Origin of the sequence: Devosia sp., from assembly GCF_030689745.1 — a bacterium.
Lineage (GTDB): Bacteria > Pseudomonadota > Alphaproteobacteria > Rhizobiales > Devosiaceae > Devosia > Devosia alba.
Map to the genome: position 1 here is coordinate 1 of NZ_JAUYGL010000083.1, position 20,693 is coordinate 20,693.

The window sequence follows — 20,693 nt, forward strand, 5'->3', positions numbered from 1 at the left end:
CGTTTTTGACCGCGAAAGCGGCGAGCGCCAGCTGGCGCTGGAATATCTGGCCGAGGCCTGGAATGAGGCCGAAGAAGACGGCGTACAGACCGGCTCGCTCGCCCATGCGTCGCTGTTCGCCGCGCTGGCCACTTTGGTCAAACTGCACGGCGATGAAGCCGCCGCCGACCTGGTCGCCATGCTGCCCGACCGGATTCGCTCTGGCGAATACAACCTCGACAAGATCCTGCAGTAGGCGGTTCAGGCCTGAACGCTGCCATTGCAATTGACTGGGGCCGCCGCTTCCGACCCTATCTCAACCATTCGCGATAGATCGGGAAATTCCCGAGAGTTGCCATTCGCCGCGATAGGGCGACTTCGGCTAGGCCACAGTTTCTGACGCTTCATCGGCCAAAGCGGATGGGTAGCTTTTTGAAATGCGCGCGGGTTGGCCGAAGTGGCCGACATTGGGCGCAAGCCGGGTGGAGTCACCCGATGTGATTGACAAATCCATGCATCCATCGCTCGCGCGGCTCGTTGTGTTCTATTGGGCATCGCCTCCTGCGATGCGAACAAACGGAGCAACACCATGGCAGCTGGCCAACAAAGTGGCACCGGCGCAATGACGAATTTGGACGACGACAAGGTCCGCAAGAATGACATTCTCAGCAATCGCGACAAGTCGCAGCGGCGGGATGGGCAAAGCCTGGATAGCACCGGCGTCAGGATCGATGAGTACAAGGACGTGCCCACCAATCAGCGCCCCAGTGCGGATGACGCCCCCGAGACTGAAGAGGCAAACCCTGTTCCGTCTGAAGAACAGCACGACAGACCAGGGTTCGACCTCGACGGCGCCACGGGAGAGAATACTGCCGGCAAGGGACTGGGGCTGGGAACCGACGCCAAGGAAGACCGCAAGGACTGGAACCTGCCCAAGCGGTAACCACTGAAATCCAGGCGACTTCAAATCAATCATTCCATACGCCTGGATGCGCCCGTCAGGCAGCATAAGGCATTGTGCTGCCCGGCGGGATGACACGCTTTTTCTCAACAGCAAGACGCGCTTCCTGGGTCTGCGGCCCCTCGGGGTCACCCTATGCCAACCACCCGTTCGGCCGAAAGCTGACGTTGTCGCAGCTAATCCTCTTCAAGCCCGGTCATGCCTGGTGCGTCCAGATCGACAGCGGCATTCCCGATCAGGATCGACAGGTCGGACTGCAGACGATCCAGCGCCGTCTCACCGATTTTGCGGGCCCAGGCGGCGCGCAGGTCATCGAATATGGCCTCGCCCTGCGCCATGACCTCATGACCGAGCGGCGTAACGGTCAGCAGCTTGCGTCGGAAATCCTTCGCATCATCCATACGCGCCACGTAGCCGCGCTCCTCCAACACGCTGGTGACCTTTGCGGCCGCCTGTTTGGAGATCGACAAGCGGCGGCCCAGTTCGGATGCGCTGTCGGCGCCACCCGCAATTGCCCGCATGGCAAATTCCTGGCTCGGACGAAGCTCCGGATAGCCACGGCGCAGCAACTCGGCCCCCGCGTCCTCAGCCAATTGCCGGAAGCCGCCCAGAAGAAGCAATGCGAGATCGGCACCTTTTCTGCTCATGCCCGTCGCTAACGCAATCGGGCAGAAAAGACAACCAGTATGTCCAATCCGGTTGACACCGACAACCCGGATGTCTATTTCCCAATTAGACAACCAAGTTGTCCTTGAAGGAAAAGCCCATGACGCCATCGACCATTCCCGAAGTCGCCCACCATCACGTTCACCTCAACGGCACCAAGCTGCACTACGTTTCCGCTGGTGATGAAGGGGCACCGATCCTTCTGGTCCACGGCTGGCCGGAAACCTGGTGGGCCTTTCACAAGGTCATCCCTGCACTGGCCAAATCCCACCGCGTCTTTGCCGTCGATCTGCGTGGTTTCGGCGCCTCCGACATCGCCAAGCCGGGCGATAGCAGCACGACCATGGCCGACGACCTGCATGCGCTGATCAGCTATCTCGGCCTTGGTCCCGTCCATCTGGCAGCGCAGGACTTTTCGGGCCCGCTGGCTTTCCGGTTGGCCGCCACCCATCCGCAGGATGTGCAGAGCTTCATCGCCATTGAAACCGGCCTGCCGGGTTTCGGCCTCGAAATTCTCGCCAGTCCGTTGATCGCCTGGTATTTCGGCACACTCGCAAAGCCGGGTGCGGCCGAGTGCTTCTTCAAGGGGCGTGAGACCGAGCTGCTGACCGAGTTTATCTTCGCCCCGCCAACGACGACCGCCGCCGCCGCCATCGGAGCGGCCGATATCGCCGAATTCATCCGCGGCTACGCGCGCCCTGGCGGCTGGACGGGTGCACAGTCGATTTACAGCAGCAACCTGCGTGAAGTCGAAGAATACAGGGCTCTGGTCGCCGCCAGGCCGCTGACCGTGCCGGCGCTCGCCATCGATCAGATCGGCTCCAGTTTCACTGCCCAGTCATTCGCTGCCGCCGCCCCGGGCCAGCTGAAGACATGCACCATCGCTAACACCGGCCACTACATCGCCATGGAAGCCCCACTCGCCCTGGCGGCTGCAATGCTGGAATTCATCGGGGCAGTCGACCAGACTCGTTGAGGCAATTCGGGAAGCGGCCTGAAGGCCTATTCGGCAGGAGACCTGAGAGCTTCCCGTCCCCTCCCCCAGACTGCCAAAGCGCCGAGCGCTATGCCTGCTGTGGCAGCGCCTCCAGGAACCGCATGGGCTGGCCGGTCGAGGCCGTGACCAGTTCGCCCTGCCACATTACCGTCTTGCCGCGCACAATGGTGCCCACGGGCCAGCCGGTGACCGTCACGCCATCATAGGGTGTCCAGCCGGCGCGGCTCTTGACGTCGGCATTGCGGATCGTCTCGCGGCGTTTGAGATCGACAATGGTCAGATCGGCATCATAGCCCACCGCGATGCGGCCCTTGTTGGCGATGCCGAACAGGCGGTTGGGGCCGGCGCTGGTCATGTCGACAAAGCGCTGCAGGCTCAGTTTTCCCGCATTCACATGGTCAAGCATGATCGGCACCAGGGTCTGCACGCCGGTCATGCCGGAATGCGAGGCGGGATAGGCATGGTCCTTCTCTTCCCGCGTATGCGGCGCGTGGTCGGAGCCCAGAATATCGGCGACGCCATTGCTGACCCCGGCCCAGATGCCGTCGCGATGGATCGCGTCCCGGACGGGTGGGTTCATCTGCACATAGGTGCCCAACCGCTCATAGGCAGTCTCGTCCAGGGTCAGGTGATGGGGCGTCACCTCGACGCTGGCCACATCCTTGTGGTCGGCGAGATAGACCATTTCTTCGGCGGTGGAGATATGCAGCACGTGGATGCGCTTGCCGGTCTTGTGGGCCAAAGCCACCAGCCGCTTGGTGCAGTTGAGCGCCACTTCGGGCGAGCGCCAGACGGGGTGGCTCGAGGGATCGCCCTCGACGCGCAGATGCTTGCGCGCTTCGAGCATGAATTCATCTTCGGAATGGAAGGCGGCGCGGCGGGAAATGGCGTTCAGAATGTTCTCGACGCCGTCATCATCGGCCACCAGCAGCGAGCCGGTGGACGACCCCATGAACACCTTGATGCCGGCACAGCCCGGCAGTCGCTCCAGCGCGGCCAGTTCATCGACATTTTCGTGCGTGCCGCCAATATAGAAGGCGAAGTCGCAATGCATGCGGTTGGTGCCGGCGGCAATCTTGGCCTCGAAGGTTTCGCGGCTGGTGGTCAGCGGGTTGGTATTGGGCATTTCAAACACACCGGTGACGCCGCCCATCACGGCCGAGAGCGATCCCGACTCCAGATCTTCCTTGTGGGTCAGGCCCGGCTCGCGGAAATGCACCTGGGTATCGATGACGCCGGGCAGGATGTGCAGGCCGGTGCAGTCGACGATCTCACGGGCGCTGTCGCCCGACAGATCACCAAGGGCGGCGATGCGGCCAGCGCGCACCGCGACATCGGCCAGGCCTTCGCCGTCATGGTTGACCAGTGTCGCGTTCTTGAAAATTGTGTCGTACTGCGCCATGTCTCTGATCCTGCCATTGCCCGTATCACGCCGGTTTAGCGGAGGCAGCGACCTAGAGGCAAGCGACCATGACCATCCATTTGCGCGCCGACCGTGCCGTATTCCGGTTTTCCGGCCCTGACGCCCACAAGCTGCTCAACGATGTGGTGACCGGCCCGATCCCCGCCGAGGGCGAAGTCGCCGCCGCCTGGGCCCTGCTCTCCCCCCAGGGCAAGATACTGGCCGAGGGCCTGGCCGGTCATGCCCCGGACGGCATCTGGGTGGATGTACACCAGTCGGTCGCTGACGATTTCTTCAAGCGCATGAAAATGTATCGCCTGCGCGCCCAGGCCGTGATCGACGATCTGCGGGAAACCCACCGTGTCGGCTTTGCCCAGGATGAAGAACCCAGCGGCATCCGCCACACCGATCGACAGGGCCCGCTCGCCATGGGCTGGCGCACCATTGCGCCGGTGGAGGAAACGGCGGGCTGGGTGCAGAACGACGATTTCTACCAGACCGAGCGGATCAGCGTCGGCATTGCCCATCAGGGCAATGACTACCCCGCCAATGATGCCTTCGCGCACGATGTCGGCCTCGACATCCTTGAAGGCATCGACTTCGCCAAGGGCTGCTATGTCGGCCAGGAGGTCGTCAGCCGGATGAAGCATCGGGGCACTGCCCGCCGCCGCCCGGTAATCGTCTCGGGCATTGTCGCCCCCGCAGGCAGCGCCGTGAGCTGTGGCGGGCGGGACGCCGGCACGATCGGTCAGGTTGCCGATGGCATGGCCGTGGCCATTCTGCGCCTCGACCGCATTACCGACCCCGCTGCAGTGACCATCGATGGCAGGCCGGTGCAGCTCTCCCTGCCCGTCTGGGCCGAATATGGCTTTGGCGACGCTGTTGCTGAAGACTAGCCGCCGAGTTTAGCGAATCGAGCTCAACTGCTAAGCTCGATGCTAACAGTCTGCTAACCAATCGGGGCAAGATGGCACGGACCAGTTCACGCGCCTGGCAACGCATGTTGTCGGGGCGCCGTCTCGATATTCTTGATCCATCGCCGATGGATGTCGAACTCTCCGACATTGCCCATGGCCTGGCCCGCGTGGCGCGCTGGAATGGCCAGACCTATGGCGACTATCCGTTTTCGGTGGCCCAGCATTCGGTGCTGGTGCTCGAGCTGTTCCGCGCCGCCAATCCCGATGCAGTACCGATCAGCCGGCTGCAGGCGCTGCTGCATGATGCCCCCGAATATGTGATGGGCGACATCATCTCGCCCTTCAAGGCGGCCATGGGCGGCAATTACAAGGACGTTGAGAACCGGCTGCTCTCGGCGATATTCCTGCGCTTTTCCCTGCCCGCGGCGATGAGCGGACCGGTGGCCAAGCTGGTCAAGAAAGCCGATCGCGAGGCGGCGTTTTTCGAAGCGGTGCATCTGGCAGGGTTCGAGGATGCCGAGGCCCGCAAGTTTTTTGGCGCGCCCAGCCAGCCGGCCTTTGACGTCGAGGCGTTCGACCGGCTGATCCGCCCCTGGCCGACGGGCGAGGCGCATGATCGCTTTGTGGCCGCCTTTGAAGCAATTTCTGTGTAGTACCAACAGCTTGGGCGCTGTGGATATTAACCTTAACGGGTGATGAACTTTGCGTGAAGCAGGGTTATGGTTTCTAATCGGTTAATAGGAAACCACCTTCCGCATCATTCCGGGACACCAACCATGGACCTGCCGAACCGCCACATGCTGCTGGGTATGACACTCGGCGCGGTCTGCGCCTCTGCACTGGCCGTGACCGGCCCGGGTATCGTGATCGAGAGCTTTGCCGACGAAATGGTGCAGTCGGTGTTCGCACCGGGCTTTGACACCACTAAATTGGTCAAGTTCGAAGGCCGCCAATACCAGATCCAGTCCGAAGACTGGGTGTCGCAGGACCCGATCTCGTCACAGGTGGTCAAGAAGATCGAGGCTGGCCGGGTGACCTATGTGACCATTGCCAACACCGCCACCGGCACCTATTCGAGCGACGCCATGTTCTCGAAAAACGTGCAATATCCGGGTATTGCCGTCGACGAAGTGCCCCCGAGCCGCAACCGTTTCTCGTTCTGGAGCGGCGGCCAGTGGCACGGCTTCACCAGCCGCCTTGGGCAGTCGTTTTTCTATATCCGGTCCGGCACGACGCGGGTCACCCAGTGGGGCGACACCACCTGCGTCCGCGGCAAAGACTATGCGGTCTGCTGATCAGCCGAACAGCCAGCCGCGCTTGAACCGGTAGAATACGTGCAGCCCGATCTGGCTCAGCTTGGTCATGCGCGGCGCCCAGGCGGGGCGGACATAGGTGGCATGGTAGTGCGTCGCGTCCGCCACTTCGGTCAGATAGAGCTCGCCATCTGTGAAGCGCTCGGCAATGTCCTCGGCCTGCGCCCATGATTTGGCGTCATTGATATATTCGGGGATGCCATCACAGGCGAAGGAGAACTGGCAGGCGTTGCGCTTGGTCTGGTTCTGGAACACCACGCCGCAAATGGTGCCGGGATAGCGCCGGTCCTTGACGCGATTGAGCACCACCTGGGCGACCGCAACCTGACCACGATAGCTTTCGCCGCGGGCCTCGAAATAGATCGCTGTCGAGAGGCACCACAGTTCCTTTTCGGAGGTGGCGACAGCTTCACCCTGGGCAAAACCACCGGTAACCGGCGCGGTTTCGCGGGCATAGGCAAGCTGCTCGGATGCCTGCACCGGCAGGGGCGTCGACAGGGTTGGCGCGATGCCGGCAATGGCGTCCAGCGCCGCCGCAGCGGTCGGGTTGATGGCTGACGGATCGATGGCCGCAATCGACATGCGCGGGCCGATTTCGACGTCGCCGGTCGGCGCGATATCGGCAAAGTGGTTCTGCGCCAGCGTCGGATCGTCAGGGCCCGAGCGCAGCGAGGCCAGGCGGATGCGGGCTTCGGCAAAGCTGCGCGATAGTGCCAGAACATCGACAGCCGGGCGCAGCCGATCGCCCTTTTCGGCGCGATTGGGTCCGGTGAAGCTGGCGCTGTCAAACAGGTTGTTGACCGAGCCGGTGATGACGGGATCGATGCCGGTATAGGACAGGCTGGCGCTCACCAGGTTGAGCCGTGCAGCACTGATGTCGGGGAGGTCCGAGGCCGGCCCGAAGGCCCCGCCGGTCAATCCCGCGTAGCTCAGGGCACCAAGCAGGCCCAGCGCCAGAAACCTGGACGTGGGATGCAGGCGACGAATCGCTTTGGCCGGGCGCCAATGCGCCACGGGCCGGTGGGAAAAAACCATCTACGCAACTCAACACAACGCAACAAAACTACTGACCGGCAACAAGTGACGCTAAAATGCCGACAATCGTGATGATGACTGATTAGGGTTAGCAGCGCGTAAACAGCGTTTCGGGCATGGCAATGGCCTAACCATGGCCGGGAATGGGCATTGCTGTGATCGGAGGATTTTCTCGGCGATCAGACGCCGCAGGCGGCCCGTACGTCATTGACGGCAGGCATGAACGTATCCACGCGGAAGCGCACCGAGAGCGAGCGCAGGTTCACCGGCGTGACCCGAACCGTCAGATTGGTGGCACCAGCCAATCCATCGAGAAACTCTGCGGCGTCGCGTGAATTGTCCAGCACGATGGCGGTGTTGTCTTCATTGACCGGAAGCGTCCTGCTGCGCCGGGCCTGCAGATCATATTGCAGGGTAATGCCGGCGTCGCGCCCCAGCGCCGACATGGTGTTGCCGGCAAAGGTGAAGGCGACGCTGAGCACGTCGTCAGCACAATTGACCACCATGGTGGCGGATCCGCGCCCGCTGGGCCAGGCGGGGATCAGTTGCTCGGACTGCAGGGTGACGCTCAAGCCGTCCTGGTTGGTCTGGAGGCTGCGAAACAGGCCGTCATAGCAGGAAAGTCGCTCTACATCGCTCTCGATCGACACGCATTGCGATACCCCGCTCTGGGCCATTGCCACGGGTACGGGTGCTGCAAAGAGCGGCAACAGTGCGAGAGCCGACAGTCGTTTCACGGTGGTATTATCCCATCCCTTGCGCCGGCCTGTGCCAGCTTGTTCCCCTTGCATATAGGGATTGTGCATCCGCAAGTTAAGCGGAGGTCTGCGCCAGCGTCAGCCGGGCAACGGGAACACGATAGGGCGAACAACTGACATAGTCGACACCCAGGCCGGAGAAGAACCGCAGCGATGCCGGATCGCCGGCATGCTCACCGCAAATGCCGATCTTGAGGCGCGGATTGGCCGCCCGGCCGCGTGCTATGGCGATGGCGATCAATTCCCCCACCCCCTTCTCGTCAATGGTGACAAAGGGGTCGCGCTCGTAAATGCCCTTGCGCTGATAGGCCGCAAGGAAGGTGGGGGCATCGTCGCGCGAGATGCCGAAAGTGGTCTGGGTCAGATCATTGGTGCCAAAGGAAAAGAAATCGACCATCTGGGCGATGTCACCGGCCCGCAGGCAGGCGCGCGGCAGCTCGATCATGGTGCCAAAGGAAAGCTTGACCCTTTCGGTGCGCAACAGCCCCGAATTGGCGGCAATGGTGTTGAGGCGCTCGCGCACAAAGGCCACTTCGCTGGCTGTCGAGACAAAGGGCACCATGACTTCCACAGCCACCGGTTCGTCCTGGGTTTCGCTGGCCGCGCGCACCCCGGCCATGATGGCCTGCATCTGCATGGAGAGAATTTCGGGATAGGTGATCGCCAGCCTCACGCCGCGATGGCCCAGCATGGGATTGACCTCGGCAATGCGATCAAGCCGCAGCCGCAGCGCCCGCACCGCCAGGCCCAGCGAGGCGGCTGTCTCTTCGATATCGTCATCGGTGCGCGGCAGGAATTCGTGCAGCGGCGGGTCAAACAGCCGAACGGTCACCGGTCGTCCCTGCATGGTTGAAAACAGCGCCGAATAATCGCCGGTCTGATAGTCAACCAAGCCATTGACCGCCTGGCTACGGTCATCCTCGTTCTCGCTCAGGATCATGCGTCGCAGAGCCACCATGCGCTCGGGCGAAAAGAACATGTGTTCACTGCGGGCCAGGCCGATCCCCTCGGCGCCAAAACTCAGCGCGGTCGTCGCGGATTCGATGCTCTCGGCATTGGTGCGCACGGCAATGGTGCGGCTGGCGTCGGACCAGTCGAGCAGCGTGCGGATGGCCCCGCCAATATGGGGTTGGGCCAGGGGCAAAGTGCCGACATAGACCGCGCCATCACTGCCATCGATGGTCAGCAGATCGCCACTGCGGAACTCGCGCTCGCCGATCCAGCACACCATCTCGCTCGCATCGACCGACAGCGTCCGCACGCCCGCCACGCAGGGCTTGCCGGTAATGCGCGCGACGACGCCGGCATGGCTGGACATGCCACCGCGGGCGGTCAGAATGCCGGTGGCGGCCTTCATGCCGTCAATGTCGGAGGGTCCGGTCTCGTTGACCACCAGAATGCAGTGCTTGCCGCGGGCCCGCAGCCGGGCCGCATCCTCGGGATTGAACACGATCATGCCACTGGCTGCCCCGGGCGACACACCAAGCCCCTTGGCAATCGGGATCGCGCCCTGGGTGGATTTCAGCCGCGGGTGCAGCAATTGGGCCAGCCGGGTCGGATCGACGCGGCTGACGGCGTTTTGCGGTGACCAGACCTTGCGATTGACCCGATCGACCGCCGCCTCCAGATCGGCGGCAGGCGAGGCCTGGAACGGACGGGCGGACAGGAACTGCAACTCACCGTGTCGAATGGCCACGGCGCAGCACATGTGGCGGCCGGCCTTGGCATCAACCAGCGCCACCAGCGCCACCGCCGATTCGGGCAGTTTGGGCAAAGGCGCGCCATCGAGCGGCGCCGGTCCCAGGGCGCCGGTGGTGCCGTTGCGGGTCAGAAACTGCTCGATCTTGCCCTCGACCTGGGCCTGAATCAGAACGATCTGCTTGCCACGATCTTCGTCCGGACGAGCGGTCCAGCCCTGGCCGAAGCCATAGCTGTCAAAGGCTTGCTTGATGGATTTGGCCAGCGGGCGATTGGGGTCGACCGAATCCTCGGCATGGGCGGGGGCGCCAATACCGAGCTTGGCCGGCATCAGGCCGCCATTATGGGTGGCCGCGGAGGTGCGCACCACCAATGGCGGCGGGGTGCCGTCCTTGCCGACCAGCTTGAACAGGCAGGCCACCCAATGGGTGCGCAGGCGGATATCCTTGCGGGTCCGTTCGTTCTGCAGCGCCTCCCAGGCGGCGCGAGTCAGCACAATGGTGGGAACGGTCGGAAAACCGGCTTCGCCGACCCGGTAAATCCAGCGGGCCTTGCCGCTGAGCAGTTTGAGCTGGCTGGCCGACAGATTCGCTTTTCCCATGGCCGGGGCGATAGCGAACATTTCCTGCGCCAAACTCACTGGTAAGTCCTTGTCCTGATTACAATGCCATCATGCCTGCGCGACTTGGCCGCTGCAACAAGACTTGACTTGTCGCCGTGTCGAAAGCATCTGATCTGATATGGAAAAGCGGCCACATCTAGACATTTTGCTCTGCGCCCCCCGCGGCTTTTGTGCCGGGGTTGATCGTGCCATTCAGATTGTTGAACTCGCCCTCGAGAAATACGGCGCGCCGGTCTATGTCCGCCACGCCATCGTTCATAACAAATATGTAGTGGATGGTCTGCGCGACAAAGGGGCTATTTTCGTCGAGGAACTCGATGAGATCCCCGACACCGAGGCACCGGTGGTGTTCTCCGCCCATGGCGTGCCCAAATCGGTGCCGGCCGATGCGAAGACGCGCAACATGTTCTTTCTGGATGCCACCTGCCCGCTGGTCAGCAAGGTGCATGTGGAGGCGCAGCGCCATTTTGCCGAGGGTCACGAGATCGTGCTGATCGGCCACAAGGGCCATCCCGAGGTGATCGGTACCATGGGGCAGCTCCCCGTCGGGGCGATCACCCTGATCGAAACGGTGGCCGACGCCATGGTGTTTGAGCCCAAGGATCCGCAGACCCTGGCTTTTGTGACCCAGACCACGCTGTCGGTGGATGACACGCGCGAGATCGTTGCCGCGCTCAAGCAGCGGTTCCCGGCGATCAATGGGCCACACAAGGAAGACATCTGCTACGCCACCACCAATCGCCAGGAGGCCATCAAATCGGTGGCGCCCGAGGTGGATGCGATGATCGTGGTGGGGTCGCCCAATTCGTCCAATTCGCTGCGCCTGGTCGAAGTTGCCGAACGCGCGGGCTGCAAGATTGCCATGCTGGTTGATCGCGCCGCCGACATCGACTGGGACCGCTTTGCCGGCATCAAGACGCTGGGCGTATCGGCGGGCGCCTCGGCGCCGGAGAAGCTGGTCGACGAGGTGATCGAAGCCTTCGCCCAGCGCTATGAGATCAAGGTCGAGGCGCGTGTCACGGCGCGGGAGAACATCGCCTTCAACATTCCGCGTGAGTTGCGCACCATCGCCGGCGCCGCTGCGCAATGACGGATCGGCTGCTGTTTGAGACCGATCGGCTCAGGCTGTCCGGCTGGAGCATGGAGCAATTGCCCGATCTGGTGCGGCTGCACGGCGATCCGGCGATCGCCCGATATCTGTCACTGGAGGGCGAGGCCTGGTCCGAAGCCAAGGCCGCGCAGGCCCTGGCGGGCTGGATTGAGCTGTTCGAAACCCGCCGCCTCGGCAAATTGCGGGTGACGCGCAAAGCCGATGGTGCGCTGATTGGCCGGGCCGGCTTTGGCATTTATCCCCGCACCGGTGAACCCGAGATAGGCTATGCCCTGTTCGCGGAACATCACGGTCAGGGCTATGCAAGCGAGGCGGCAGCGGGGTTGCGTGACTGGATTTTTGCCGAGACCGCGCACAGCCACTTCATCGGCTTTGCCGATGTCCGCAATGCGCCGTCACTGGCCGTGCTGCGGCGCATCGGCATGACCCCGACCCATATCGAGACCGAGCCGGGCGGGCTGGTCTGCCAATTCCATGTCTACAACCGGCCGGGGGCCAATGACTGACACCGTGATCATCCACACTGACGGGGCCTGTTCGGGCAATCCCGGTCCCGGCGGCTGGGGCGCCATCCTGCAATATGGCGACAAGACCAGGGAGCTGTGTGGCGGCGCCGAATTGACCACCAATAACCGCATGGAGCTGACCGCTGCCATCGAAGCGCTCAATGCGCTGACCCGGGCCTGCGATGTCGAACTGCACACCGACAGCCAATACGTCAAGAACGGCGTGCAGAGCTGGATGAAGGGCTGGAAGAAGAATGGCTGGCGCACGGCCGACAAGAAGCCGGTGAAGAACCTTGAGCTGTGGCAGGCGCTGGACGAGGCGACCAAGCGCCACACCATTGACTGGCGCTGGGTCAAGGGCCATGCCGGGCACGATCTGAACGAGCGGGCCGATCAACTGGCCAATGAGGGCATGGCCCCGTTCAAGACCCGCCGTTAGGCGCGGCCGGGCAGCAGCCCCTTGGCGGCCTTGAAGGCCGGCGCGATTACCGTGCCGACCACCGGGATCAGCAGAGCCCCCAGAATCAGCCCGCCAACGCCGTCGATCAGCGCCATCACGACCCAGCCGGCGAAGCCGCCAATGGCGGGCATGGCATGCGCGGCCCATTCGGACGCGGCCTCGATGAAGTGTTCTGGCCCGGTAATGCCGAACTGCACCAGGCCATGGGCAATAATGCCCCCACCCACCCAGATCATGGCCGCCGTACCGACGACGCTGAGGGCCTGCATGAAACCGGGCATGCCCTTGACCAGCGCCCGGCCAAACGCCCTGCCCCCGCCGCTGCGCGCATGGCGGGCCATCCACAGTCCAAAATCGTCGCCCTTCACGATCAGCGCCACGCCGCCATAGACCACCGCGGTGATGCCGATTGCCACGATTGCCAGGATGATGGCGCGGGTCAGCACATCGGGCGCCTCAATGGCCGACAGGGCAATGGTCATGATCTCGGCGGAGAGGATGAAATCGGTCTGGATGGCGCCGGCAATCTTCTGGTCTTCCAGGGTCGAGGCGTTGATGGCGACCGGCTCAAGCTTGGCTTCATGCGCTTCGGCCTGATGGGGCGCAAAGGCGTGGAATACCTTTTCGGCGCCCTCGTAACAGAGATAGCCGCCGCCCAGCATCAAAAGCGGGGTGATCAGCCAGGGCAGGAACGTGCTGAGCAGCAGGGCCGCCGGCAACAGGATGAGGATCTTGTTGCGGATCGAGCCCCAGGCAATGGCGCCGACAATGGGCAATTCGCGGTCGGCGGTGAAACCGTCGACATAGCGCGGCGTCACCGCCGCATCATCGATCACCGCGCCGGCCGCCTTGACGCCTGCCTTGCCGGCCTGCCCCGCAATATCATCCAGCGATGCTGCCGCCACCTTGACCAGTCCGGCAACATCGTCGAGCAGCGCAAGCAGACCAACACTCATCCGCAAAATCCCTTGTTTGGCCGCACCTTATCGGAACCAGTCCAACGCACAACTGCCCTGATTTGTTGCCGGAGCCGTGCCGGCTTCTCACTGTCCCCGCACGGTCCGCCCCGGTCGCCGCATCATCGCGCGCCTGTAGGGACTGCTGGATGGGCATCCCTACGGGTTCAAAAGACTTATTCTAGCCGCCGGCACCAAGGCGATCACGCGACTATGAGTTGCATGATGGGGCCCGGGGATCGGATAACCACGGCATGACCCGCATCGTTCCCCTGTTCATCAGCTTTGTCGCGCTGACGGCGCCAGCGCTGGCGCAATTTCCACCACCGGGCATCTATGCCTGCACCAATGGTCAAGGCGCTGACTTTGGCACGCTGAGCCTGTTTGTGGCGGGCGATTATGACATCGCCTCGGATCTGATTTCGCGCGGCCAGGGTCAGGTCACCTCGTCGGGCGACCAGGTCACCGCGCAAAGCGGACCGCTGGCCGACATTGCACTACGCGGCCATTTCGTCACTGACGAGTATGGCGACACCAGTTTCGCCTTCGAAACCAGTATCGGCCCCCTTACCTGCGCCGCCCGCTAGGCGGCGCCGCCTAACCCGCGACTTTGGAAAAATCGGCCACCAGATGCATGGTGTCACGCAGGCGCGCCAGCAGGTTGAGCCGATTGGCGCGCACCGCAGCATCGTCATCATTGACCATCACCGCGGTAAAGAAGGCGTCCACCGGGGCTCGCAGCGTGGCCAGCTCTGCCATGGCGGCCTTGTAGTCATCCTTGGCCACGTGGCCGGCCACGGCGGCATGGACTGCATCAACGGCGAAGGCCAAAGCGGTCTCCTCGGGCAGCACCAGCGCGTCCTGCTTCACGGTGCCGATATAGTTGAGGCCGTCCTTCTTCTCCTCGGCCGCCAGAATATTGGCAGCACGCTTGTAGCCGGCCAGCAGGTTCTGGCCATCGGCCGACGACAGCAGCGTTGAAAGAGCCTCGGCACGCTGAGCAATCTGCAGCATATCGTTGCTGTCTTCGGCGATCACGGCATCCACCAGATCGTGCCGCGCGCCGGAGTCGCGCAGCATCACCTTGAGGCGATCATGGAAGAAGTCGAGCAGATCGGGCTCAACCTTGAGCGGCAGCCGCAATCCATTCTCGGTGATAATCCGGATCACCCCCAGCGCGGCGCGGCGCAGGGCAAACGGGTCGCGCGAGCCGGTCGGCTTCTCATCGATGGCCCAGAAGCCGGTCAGCAGGTCGAGCTTGTCGGCCAAAGCCACGGCGATCGAGGTCGGCTCGGTGGGTACCTGATCGGTGGGGCCGAGCGGCTTGTAGTGCATTTCAATGGCCGTCGCGATATCGGCCGGCTCGCCCTGGGCGCTGGCGTAATAGCGCCCCATCAGACCCTGCAGTTCGGGGAACTCGCCGACCATGCCGGTGGTCAGATCGGCCTTGGCCAGCATGGCGGCGCGCTTGGCGCGTTCGGGGTCGGCGCCAACCAGCGGCGCAATTTCGCCCGCCAGCTTCACCAGCCGCTCGACGCGGGCAAACTGGCTGCCCAGCTTGGCGTGGAACACGGTGTCTTCGAGCTTGGGCAGGCCATGCTCAAGCGGCAGGGACAGATCGCCGGCATAGAAGAACATGGCGTCGCTGAGCCGGGCGCGGATGACGCGCTCATTGCCGGCGGTGATTACCGTGCCGCCATCACTGGCTTCGGTATTGGCGGTGATGATGAAATTGGGCGCCAGCTTGCCACTGGCATCACGCAGGCAGAAGCATTTCTGATTGGCGCGGATGGTGGCGATGATGACTTCTTCGGGCAGCTTGAGGAAACTGGGGTCAAACGTCCCCATCATCACCACGGGCCATTCCACCAGACCGGCGACTTCTTCGAGCAGGCCTTCATCGGCGATGACCGTCAGCCCCTGGGCAAAGGCCAGTTGCTCGGCATCGGTCTTGATGATGTCCTTGCGGCGGTCGATATCGAGCACGACCTTGGCGCGCTCCAGCGCGGTCACATAGTCATCGAAGCGGCGCACCCGGATGGGCTCCGGCGCCAGAAAGCGATGGCCATAGGTGGTCTGGCCCGCGCTCAGTTCATTGGAATCGAAGGGGATGACCACCGGCTCTTCGTTCTCGGCGCCAAATGTCGCGGTGATGGCGCGCAGCGGCCGGACCCAGTTGAAGCTGCCGGACCCCCAGCGCATGGACTTGGCCCAGGGGAAATCGTTCAGCACCTTGGGCAGAATGGCCGAGAGCAGCGTCACCGCATCGGCACCGGGCCGGTCGATACGCGCAACATAGAAATCGCCCTTCTTGGGATCGCTCTCAATGGTGGCGTCGTCGATGGAAGCCAATCCGGCCCCGCGCAGAAAGCCGTCGATCGCCTGCTGCGGCGCGCCGACCTTGGGGCCCTTCTTGTCCTCGCTGGTATCGGGCGAGCGGCCCGGCAGGCCGGTCACCGTCAGCGCCAGCCGGCGCGGCGTCACAAAGGCCTTGGCACCCTCATAGACCAGGCCGGCATCAACCAGCGCGTTGGTCACCAGTTTCTTGAGGTCATCGGCCGCACGCCTTTGCAGGCGGGCCGGGATTTCCTCGGAAAACAGTTCAAGCAGCAGTTCGGGCATAACAGATACCAGGGGTTGGGAAGGCGCGGTTTGCTTAACTTGAGCGAGCGGCGATGTCTACACGCCCCTCACCAGCCGCCCCCGCCGCCACCGCCGCCGCCACCGCCGGAAAAGCCACCGCCGCCACCCCCGCTGGAGAACCCCGATGAGCTGGCCTGCACCGGTTGCGCGGCAACCATGGCGGCGGTCATCGAGGCGGCAGCGGCGCTGACGGCATTGGTCATGCTGGAGGCCGCCCGGCCTGCCGAGCCGATTGTGCCACCATGATACCAGCTTGGCGCGTAATGGTCGGGCGCGTCTTCTACCGCGTGACGGGCCAGTTCGGCCTCGAAATGTTCGCTCCACGGCTTCTCGACACCCAGCGCAATGGCAAAGGGCAGCAGGCGCTCAAACCGTGTCACCGTCATCGGCGGCGCGTCGGCCATGTTCATGCGCTCCTGCTCGGCGGTCTCGAGATAGAGTTTGAGGCCCTCGATCTCGTCCATCACCTTGCGGCCCTGCAGGGTGGGCGCCCGCATCAGGAAGGCGAATACAATGGTGACCATGACAATGGAGACCGCCGAAATCGCCGCAACATTGATCTGCAGCGTCGAAAAGCTGTCCAGCGCCAGACCGAACACATTGGACGCCATGATCAGCACCCAGATGGCGACAAAGACGCGCGACAGATAGCGCTTCTGGAACCCCTTGCTGATCAGGCCGCCCAGCGAGGACAACAGGATGCCCAGCACAATGGCGCCGATCAGCCAGAGCGGATCGAGCATTTCGGTAAACACCATGCCGGCCAGCAGCGCGATGCCCAGTGCATAGCCGAGCACGGAATAGCCGGTATTGGTCTTGAACCACAGCGCGCGATTTTCCTGCGCGATGGCGGTAGTGAAAGCCAGCAGCCGCTTCTTCAGGCCCGGGCCACTGGCCTTGTTGATTTCAAGGGTCTGCTTGCCCTCCAGATACTCAAAGATCACCTCTTCGCCGGTGGTCAGGGGCGCTTCGGGCGCCTTGCCGGTGACGCTGAGGCGCAGATTGTCGGTGGTATTGTCGATGGTGACCAGGCCCTTGACGCCCAGATTGAAGATGGCAGCCGTCAGCGCGGTCCAGCCGGTGTCGCTGAAGCCCCATTTGTGGATGTAGTGCACCAGCGCCGGCGAAAAGCCCTTGGGGGCATGAAAGCGCGGAAAGATGACGCCCTTTTCAGGATCGCGGCCAACGCGGAACCAGGCCAGCGCATTATAGGCGGCGGCCAGCAAGGCAGCGAGCACCGGGATGATGCTGTCGCGCAGATCGAGCAGGTACTGGGCCAGGGCGTCGATGCCGGTCGGGTACTGGATGATGCCCTTGTTGAAAGCCACGGCGATGGTCATGCCCTCGCCCGCGCCAAGGGCACGGCCGGCGCGGAAGCTGGCGGCATTGTCCGCGTTGCGCTTCACGGCCACGGCCTGCTCGGTGGAGCCGACGGTGCCGGTATAGCCGGCCAGCTCCGAGATAATGGCGCCGTCCGGCAGCGTCACACTGGCCTCCGCTGACAGGATCGGGAAGATCCAGTAATTGCCGGTGACGTTCCAGTACAGCTCGTCGTGATCCTCGAAGGACCGCGCCATGCGGCTCATGGTGTAGGTGATGGTGTAAGTGTGCGGTCCATGGCGCAGCAGCACATCGGGATGGCCGATCCAGATGCGCTGGAAATCGCCCATGCGCTCGACGCGATAGGTCTCGGTGGCGCCATCGCGCCAGACGCCGGCAACGTCGAAATCCGGCCGCACTTTGCCGCCATCGCGGCCCTGCATGACCACCGGAATATCGCGGTAGATCCCGCGGCGAATGTCCTCGCCCTCGGCATTGACCGCAATGGTCTCGGTAACGGTTACCGTGCCATCCACCGCCATGGCGATATCGCTGGCATAGGCGCGGATTTCCTCACGCGCCAATGCCGGCAATGCCAGCATCAGCCCGAGCAGCAGGGCGATAAACGACCGGTACAAGGCAGGCATGCCGGCTAGTTGAACTTGACGGACGGCACCGCCCGGTCAGCGTCGGCCTCGAGTTCAAAATACTCGGCCTTCTGGAAGCCAAAATTGTTGGCCACCAGATTGGAGGGGAAGGACTCCACCATGACGTTGAGATTGCGCGTGGCGCCATTGTAGTAGCGGCGCGCCATCTGGATTTCGTCTTCGACGGTCTGCAGCGCGGCCTGGAATTCAAGGAAAGTCGTATTGGCCTTGAGGTCGGGATAGGCCTCGGCGGTGGCGATCAGGCGCCCCAGAGCCGATGAGAGCTGGCCTTCAGCCGCGGCGCGCTCCTCGGGTGTGCCATTGGCGGCGCTGGTGGCATTGGCGCGGGCATTGGTGACCGCTTCGAGCGTCTCGCGCTCATGGCCCATATAGCCCTTCACCGTTTCGAGCAGATTGGGAATGAGATCGGTGCGGCGCTTGAGTTGCACGTCGATGCCCGACCAGCCCTCTTCCACCATCTGCCGGGTCTTGACCAGGCCGTTGTAGATGCTGATGGCGTAGATGACCGCGATAGCCACCAGACCAAGAATGATCCAACCGATCATGATGCAGGCTCCCTCAAGCGCACTTTAACATGCTGTGGACACTGGCATTGCGCACACGCCTGCGCAATGGGCGCCGTCACTATTCCGCGCCGCCGCCAGCAGTCTGCAGCCAGGCTTCGCCGCAGCTCTTGGAGAGTTCGCGAATGCGCAGAATGTAGCTCTGGCGCTCGGTCACCGAGATGACGCCGCGCGCATCGAGCAGGTTGAAATTGTGCGCGGCCTTGAGCACCTGCTCATAGGCCGGAATGGCCATGGTCTGGCGATTGGCCTGGGCGCCCTTGTGCAGGATGGCCCGGCATTCCTGCTCGGCATCGGCAAAGTGACGGAATAGGATTTCGGTGTCGGCAGCCTCGAAATTGTACTTGGACTGCTCCTGCTCGTTCTGCAGGAACACATCGGCATAGGTAACCTTGTCGTCGCCGGTGCCGCCATTGAAGTTGAGCTCCATGATGGAGTCGACATTCTGCAGATAGCAGGCGAGGCGTTCCAGGCCATAGGTCAGTTCCCCGGCAACCGGGTTGCACTCAAAACCGGCAACCTGCTGGAAATAGGTGAACTGGCTGACTTCCATGCCATCGCACCAGACTTCCCAGCCCAGGCCCCAGGCGCCGAGCGTGGGGTTCTCCCAATCGTCCTCGACAAAGCGCAGATCATGCAGCGCCGGATCCAGCCCGATCGCATACAGCGATTTGAGATAGAGGTCCTGAATGTCGGAGGGCGATGGCTTTAGGATCACCTGGAACTGATAATAGTGCTGCAGCCGATTGGGGTTCTCGCCATAGCGGCCGTCAGTGGGGCGGCGCGATGGCTGCGCATAGGCAGCCTTCCAGGGCTTGGGGCCCAGCGCGCGCAACACGGTGGCGGTGTGGGAGGTACCGGCGCCCATGGGCATGTCGTAGGGCTGCAGAATGACGCAGCCCTGCTCCGCCCAGAATTGCTGCAGCGTAAGGATCAGACCCTGAAACGAGTTCCTGGGGTCCATGTAGGATGGGCGGTTGGTCATTTGGCAGTCCCTGCTAACTGGACAAACCTCTAGTTTGGCCATCCCGCAGGGTCAACGGCGTTTGTCATCCTCATCGGGACGGAAGCGTCCATCCTGATCGCGCTTGAGGTCGATAATGCCGGGTTTCTCACGCTCGCGCTGGTCGCGTTCGCGGCGCAGGCGGCGGGCTTCCTCGTCGTCGGTCTTGAACTGACGGGTCCAGTCGCGCCAGATCTTGGCGATGCCCAGATAGATGACAATGGCGAGGGCCAGGAAGATGAGGACGCGTAGCAGCATAGGTTAAAGCCCCAGCCGCGCCCAGACGGCGCGATCTTCGATGGTGGCGGCGATATCGGCGCTGAAGCCGAAAGCGGAAAAACCCAGGCGCGGCAGGGAGAACAGGCTGCGTTTGGGCTCGATCAGCTTGAGCTGCACATGCTTGCCGAAGCGGCTGCGCAGGGTTTCGTGCAGGTCGCCGATGGCGTCGACCAGACCCAGTTCGACACCGCGCATGCCGGTCCACCATTCGCCGGTAAACAGGGCCTCGTCGGGCGCCTTGAGCTTGGTGCCGCGCCGCGTCTTCACCACGTCAATGAACACCTGATGAATGTCCAGCTCGACCTGTTTGATACGTTTGATGTCGCTGGCCTTCTCGGGCAGGAATGGATCGAGCGTCGACTTGTTGTTGCCCGCCGTGTGCACGCGCCGTTCGATGCCCAGCTTCTCCAGCGTACCGACAAAGCCGAACCCGGCCATGATGACGCCGATCGAGCCGACAATGGAGGACGGATCGACGATGATCTCGTCGCCGGCCACGGCGATGAAGTAGCCGCCCGACGCTGCGGCGTCCTCGACAAAAACCAGCACGGGCTTGTTGTGCTCATCGGCGAGGTCGCGAATGCGCTTGGAAATCAGCCGGCTCTGCACCGGCGAGCCGCCGGGCGAGTTGACGATGATGGCAATGGCGGGCGCCGATTTGATGGCGAAGGCGCGTTTGAGCAACGGCGCCACACTGGCCATGTTGATGCGGCCCGGACGCTGCTCGGCGGCGATGACGCCATGCAGTTTGACCACCGGAATGACGACCCTGCCGCGTCCGGTCAGGCGCTGCAGCCAGGTCCGCGCCGTCGGGGCCAGATCGTTCATCGTCATAC

22 protein-coding genes are annotated in these 20,693 nt (G+C 63.1%); 10 read left to right on the top strand and 12 right to left on the bottom strand.

The features are described 5' to 3' along the window. Both Q8O80_RS07445 and Q8O80_RS07450 read left to right on the top strand, forming a co-directional pair. Positions 1-235 (top strand): hypothetical protein (locus Q8O80_RS07445; RefSeq protein ID WP_371136135.1); only part of this gene is annotated, 235 nt, incomplete at its 5' end. A gap of 366 nt (positions 236-601) precedes the next feature. Next, positions 602-922, top strand: coding sequence for a hypothetical protein (locus Q8O80_RS07450; RefSeq protein ID WP_305578523.1), 321 nt, complete (start codon positions 602-604; stop codon positions 920-922). Positions 923-1,116: 194 nt separating this feature from the next. Here Q8O80_RS07450 and Q8O80_RS07455 read toward each other — a convergent pair whose 3' ends face one another. Continuing rightward, the gene (locus tag Q8O80_RS07455) at positions 1,117-1,680 is read right to left on the bottom strand and encodes a MarR family winged helix-turn-helix transcriptional regulator (RefSeq protein ID WP_305578525.1); all 564 of its coding nucleotides are present in this window, start codon (positions 1,678-1,680) and stop codon (positions 1,117-1,119) included. Positions 1,681-1,706: 26 nt separating this feature from the next. Between Q8O80_RS07455 and Q8O80_RS07460 the strand changes: the two genes are divergently transcribed. Beyond that, entirely contained in the window at positions 1,707-2,582 is an 876-nt protein-coding gene (locus Q8O80_RS07460; protein ID WP_305578527.1) for an alpha/beta fold hydrolase, read from the top strand. A gap of 88 nt (positions 2,583-2,670) precedes the next feature. Here the strand turns inward: Q8O80_RS07460 and Q8O80_RS07465 are convergent, their stop codons facing one another. Further along, a complete protein-coding gene (locus Q8O80_RS07465; RefSeq protein WP_305578529.1) occupies positions 2,671-4,005 on the bottom strand; it encodes a dihydroorotase in 1,335 nt (444 codons plus the stop codon). Positions 4,006-4,073: 68 nt separating this feature from the next. Between Q8O80_RS07465 and Q8O80_RS07470 the strand changes: the two genes are divergently transcribed. From Q8O80_RS07470 to Q8O80_RS07480, 3 genes are all read left to right on the top strand, one after another. Continuing rightward, the gene (locus Q8O80_RS07470) at positions 4,074-4,901 is read left to right on the top strand and encodes a folate-binding protein YgfZ (protein WP_305578531.1); all 828 of its coding nucleotides are present in this window, start codon (positions 4,074-4,076) and stop codon (positions 4,899-4,901) included. 71 nt (positions 4,902-4,972) lie between these two features. Further along, positions 4,973-5,575 (top strand): HD family hydrolase, encoded by a 603-nt coding sequence (locus Q8O80_RS07475; protein WP_305578533.1) that lies wholly within the window; start codon positions 4,973-4,975, stop codon positions 5,573-5,575. A 123-nt stretch (positions 5,576-5,698) separates the two neighbouring features. After that, on the top strand, positions 5,699-6,217 hold the full coding sequence (locus Q8O80_RS07480) for a hypothetical protein (RefSeq protein WP_305578535.1): 519 nt from the start codon (positions 5,699-5,701) through the stop codon (positions 6,215-6,217). On the opposite strand, the gene Q8O80_RS07485 is transcribed toward Q8O80_RS07480, so the two are convergent. From Q8O80_RS07485 to Q8O80_RS07495, 3 genes are all read right to left on the bottom strand, one after another. Further along, a complete protein-coding gene (locus Q8O80_RS07485; RefSeq protein WP_305578537.1) occupies positions 6,218-7,270 on the bottom strand; it encodes a cell wall hydrolase in 1,053 nt (350 codons plus the stop codon). 179 nt (positions 7,271-7,449) lie between these two features. After that, the gene (locus tag Q8O80_RS07490; RefSeq protein ID WP_305578539.1) at positions 7,450-8,007 is read right to left on the bottom strand and encodes a hypothetical protein; all 558 of its coding nucleotides are present in this window, start codon (positions 8,005-8,007) and stop codon (positions 7,450-7,452) included. A gap of 76 nt (positions 8,008-8,083) precedes the next feature. Beyond that, positions 8,084-10,366 carry a putative PEP-binding protein gene (locus Q8O80_RS07495; protein WP_305578541.1) on the bottom strand — a complete coding sequence of 761 codons (2,283 nt, stop codon included), beginning with the start codon at positions 10,364-10,366 and terminating at the stop codon, positions 8,084-8,086. 100 nt (positions 10,367-10,466) lie between these two features. Between Q8O80_RS07495 and ispH the strand changes: the two genes are divergently transcribed. Genes ispH through rnhA form a run of 3 tightly spaced genes read left to right on the top strand, consistent with a single transcriptional unit; the run spans position 10,467 to position 12,404 of the window. Next, positions 10,467-11,438 (top strand): 4-hydroxy-3-methylbut-2-enyl diphosphate reductase, encoded by a 972-nt coding sequence (gene ispH, locus Q8O80_RS07500; protein ID WP_305578543.1) that lies wholly within the window; start codon positions 10,467-10,469, stop codon positions 11,436-11,438. Beyond that, positions 11,435-11,965 carry a GNAT family N-acetyltransferase gene (locus Q8O80_RS07505; RefSeq protein ID WP_305578545.1) on the top strand — a complete coding sequence of 177 codons (531 nt, stop codon included), beginning with the start codon at positions 11,435-11,437 and terminating at the stop codon, positions 11,963-11,965. Before ispH ends, Q8O80_RS07505 begins: the two co-directional genes overlap by 4 nt. After that, the gene (gene rnhA / locus Q8O80_RS07510) at positions 11,958-12,404 is read left to right on the top strand and encodes a ribonuclease HI (protein ID WP_305578547.1); all 447 of its coding nucleotides are present in this window, start codon (positions 11,958-11,960) and stop codon (positions 12,402-12,404) included. The genes Q8O80_RS07505 and rnhA overlap by 8 nt, the downstream gene beginning before the upstream one ends. Here rnhA and Q8O80_RS07515 read toward each other — a convergent pair. Then, positions 12,401-13,381, bottom strand: coding sequence for a DUF808 domain-containing protein (locus Q8O80_RS07515; protein WP_305578549.1), 981 nt, complete (start codon positions 13,379-13,381; stop codon positions 12,401-12,403). The two genes, rnhA and Q8O80_RS07515, sit on opposite strands and share 4 nt — an antisense overlap. A 254-nt stretch (positions 13,382-13,635) precedes the next feature. On the opposite strand from Q8O80_RS07515, the gene Q8O80_RS07520 reads away from it, so the two are divergent. Further along, positions 13,636-13,968, top strand: coding sequence for a hypothetical protein (locus tag Q8O80_RS07520; RefSeq protein ID WP_305578551.1), 333 nt, complete (start codon positions 13,636-13,638; stop codon positions 13,966-13,968). 10 nt (positions 13,969-13,978) lie between these two features. Here the strand turns inward: Q8O80_RS07520 and glyS are convergent, their stop codons facing one another. The 6 genes from glyS to Q8O80_RS07550 form a co-directional block, all read right to left on the bottom strand. After that, a complete protein-coding gene (gene glyS / locus Q8O80_RS07525) occupies positions 13,979-16,003 on the bottom strand; it encodes a glycine--tRNA ligase subunit beta (RefSeq protein WP_305578553.1) in 2,025 nt (674 codons plus the stop codon). A 68-nt stretch (positions 16,004-16,071) separates the two neighbouring features. Continuing rightward, on the bottom strand, positions 16,072-17,982 hold the full coding sequence (locus Q8O80_RS07530) for a DUF2207 domain-containing protein (RefSeq protein ID WP_305578555.1): 1,911 nt from the start codon (positions 17,980-17,982) through the stop codon (positions 16,072-16,074). Between the two features lie 14 nt (positions 17,983-17,996). Next, positions 17,997-18,557 carry a LemA family protein gene (locus tag Q8O80_RS07535; protein ID WP_305578557.1) on the bottom strand — a complete coding sequence of 187 codons (561 nt, stop codon included), beginning with the start codon at positions 18,555-18,557 and terminating at the stop codon, positions 17,997-17,999. 79 nt (positions 18,558-18,636) lie between these two features. Then, positions 18,637-19,560, bottom strand: a complete 924-nt coding sequence (locus Q8O80_RS07540) for a glycine--tRNA ligase subunit alpha (RefSeq protein WP_305578559.1) — start codon at positions 19,558-19,560, stop codon at positions 18,637-18,639. Positions 19,561-19,611: 51 nt separating this feature from the next. After that, on the bottom strand, positions 19,612-19,836 hold the full coding sequence (locus Q8O80_RS07545; protein WP_305578561.1) for a hypothetical protein: 225 nt from the start codon (positions 19,834-19,836) through the stop codon (positions 19,612-19,614). A 3-nt stretch (positions 19,837-19,839) separates the two neighbouring features. Further along, a complete protein-coding gene (locus Q8O80_RS07550) occupies positions 19,840-20,676 on the bottom strand; it encodes a S49 family peptidase (protein WP_371136138.1) in 837 nt (278 codons plus the stop codon). Positions 20,677-20,693: the final 17 nt, after the last annotated feature.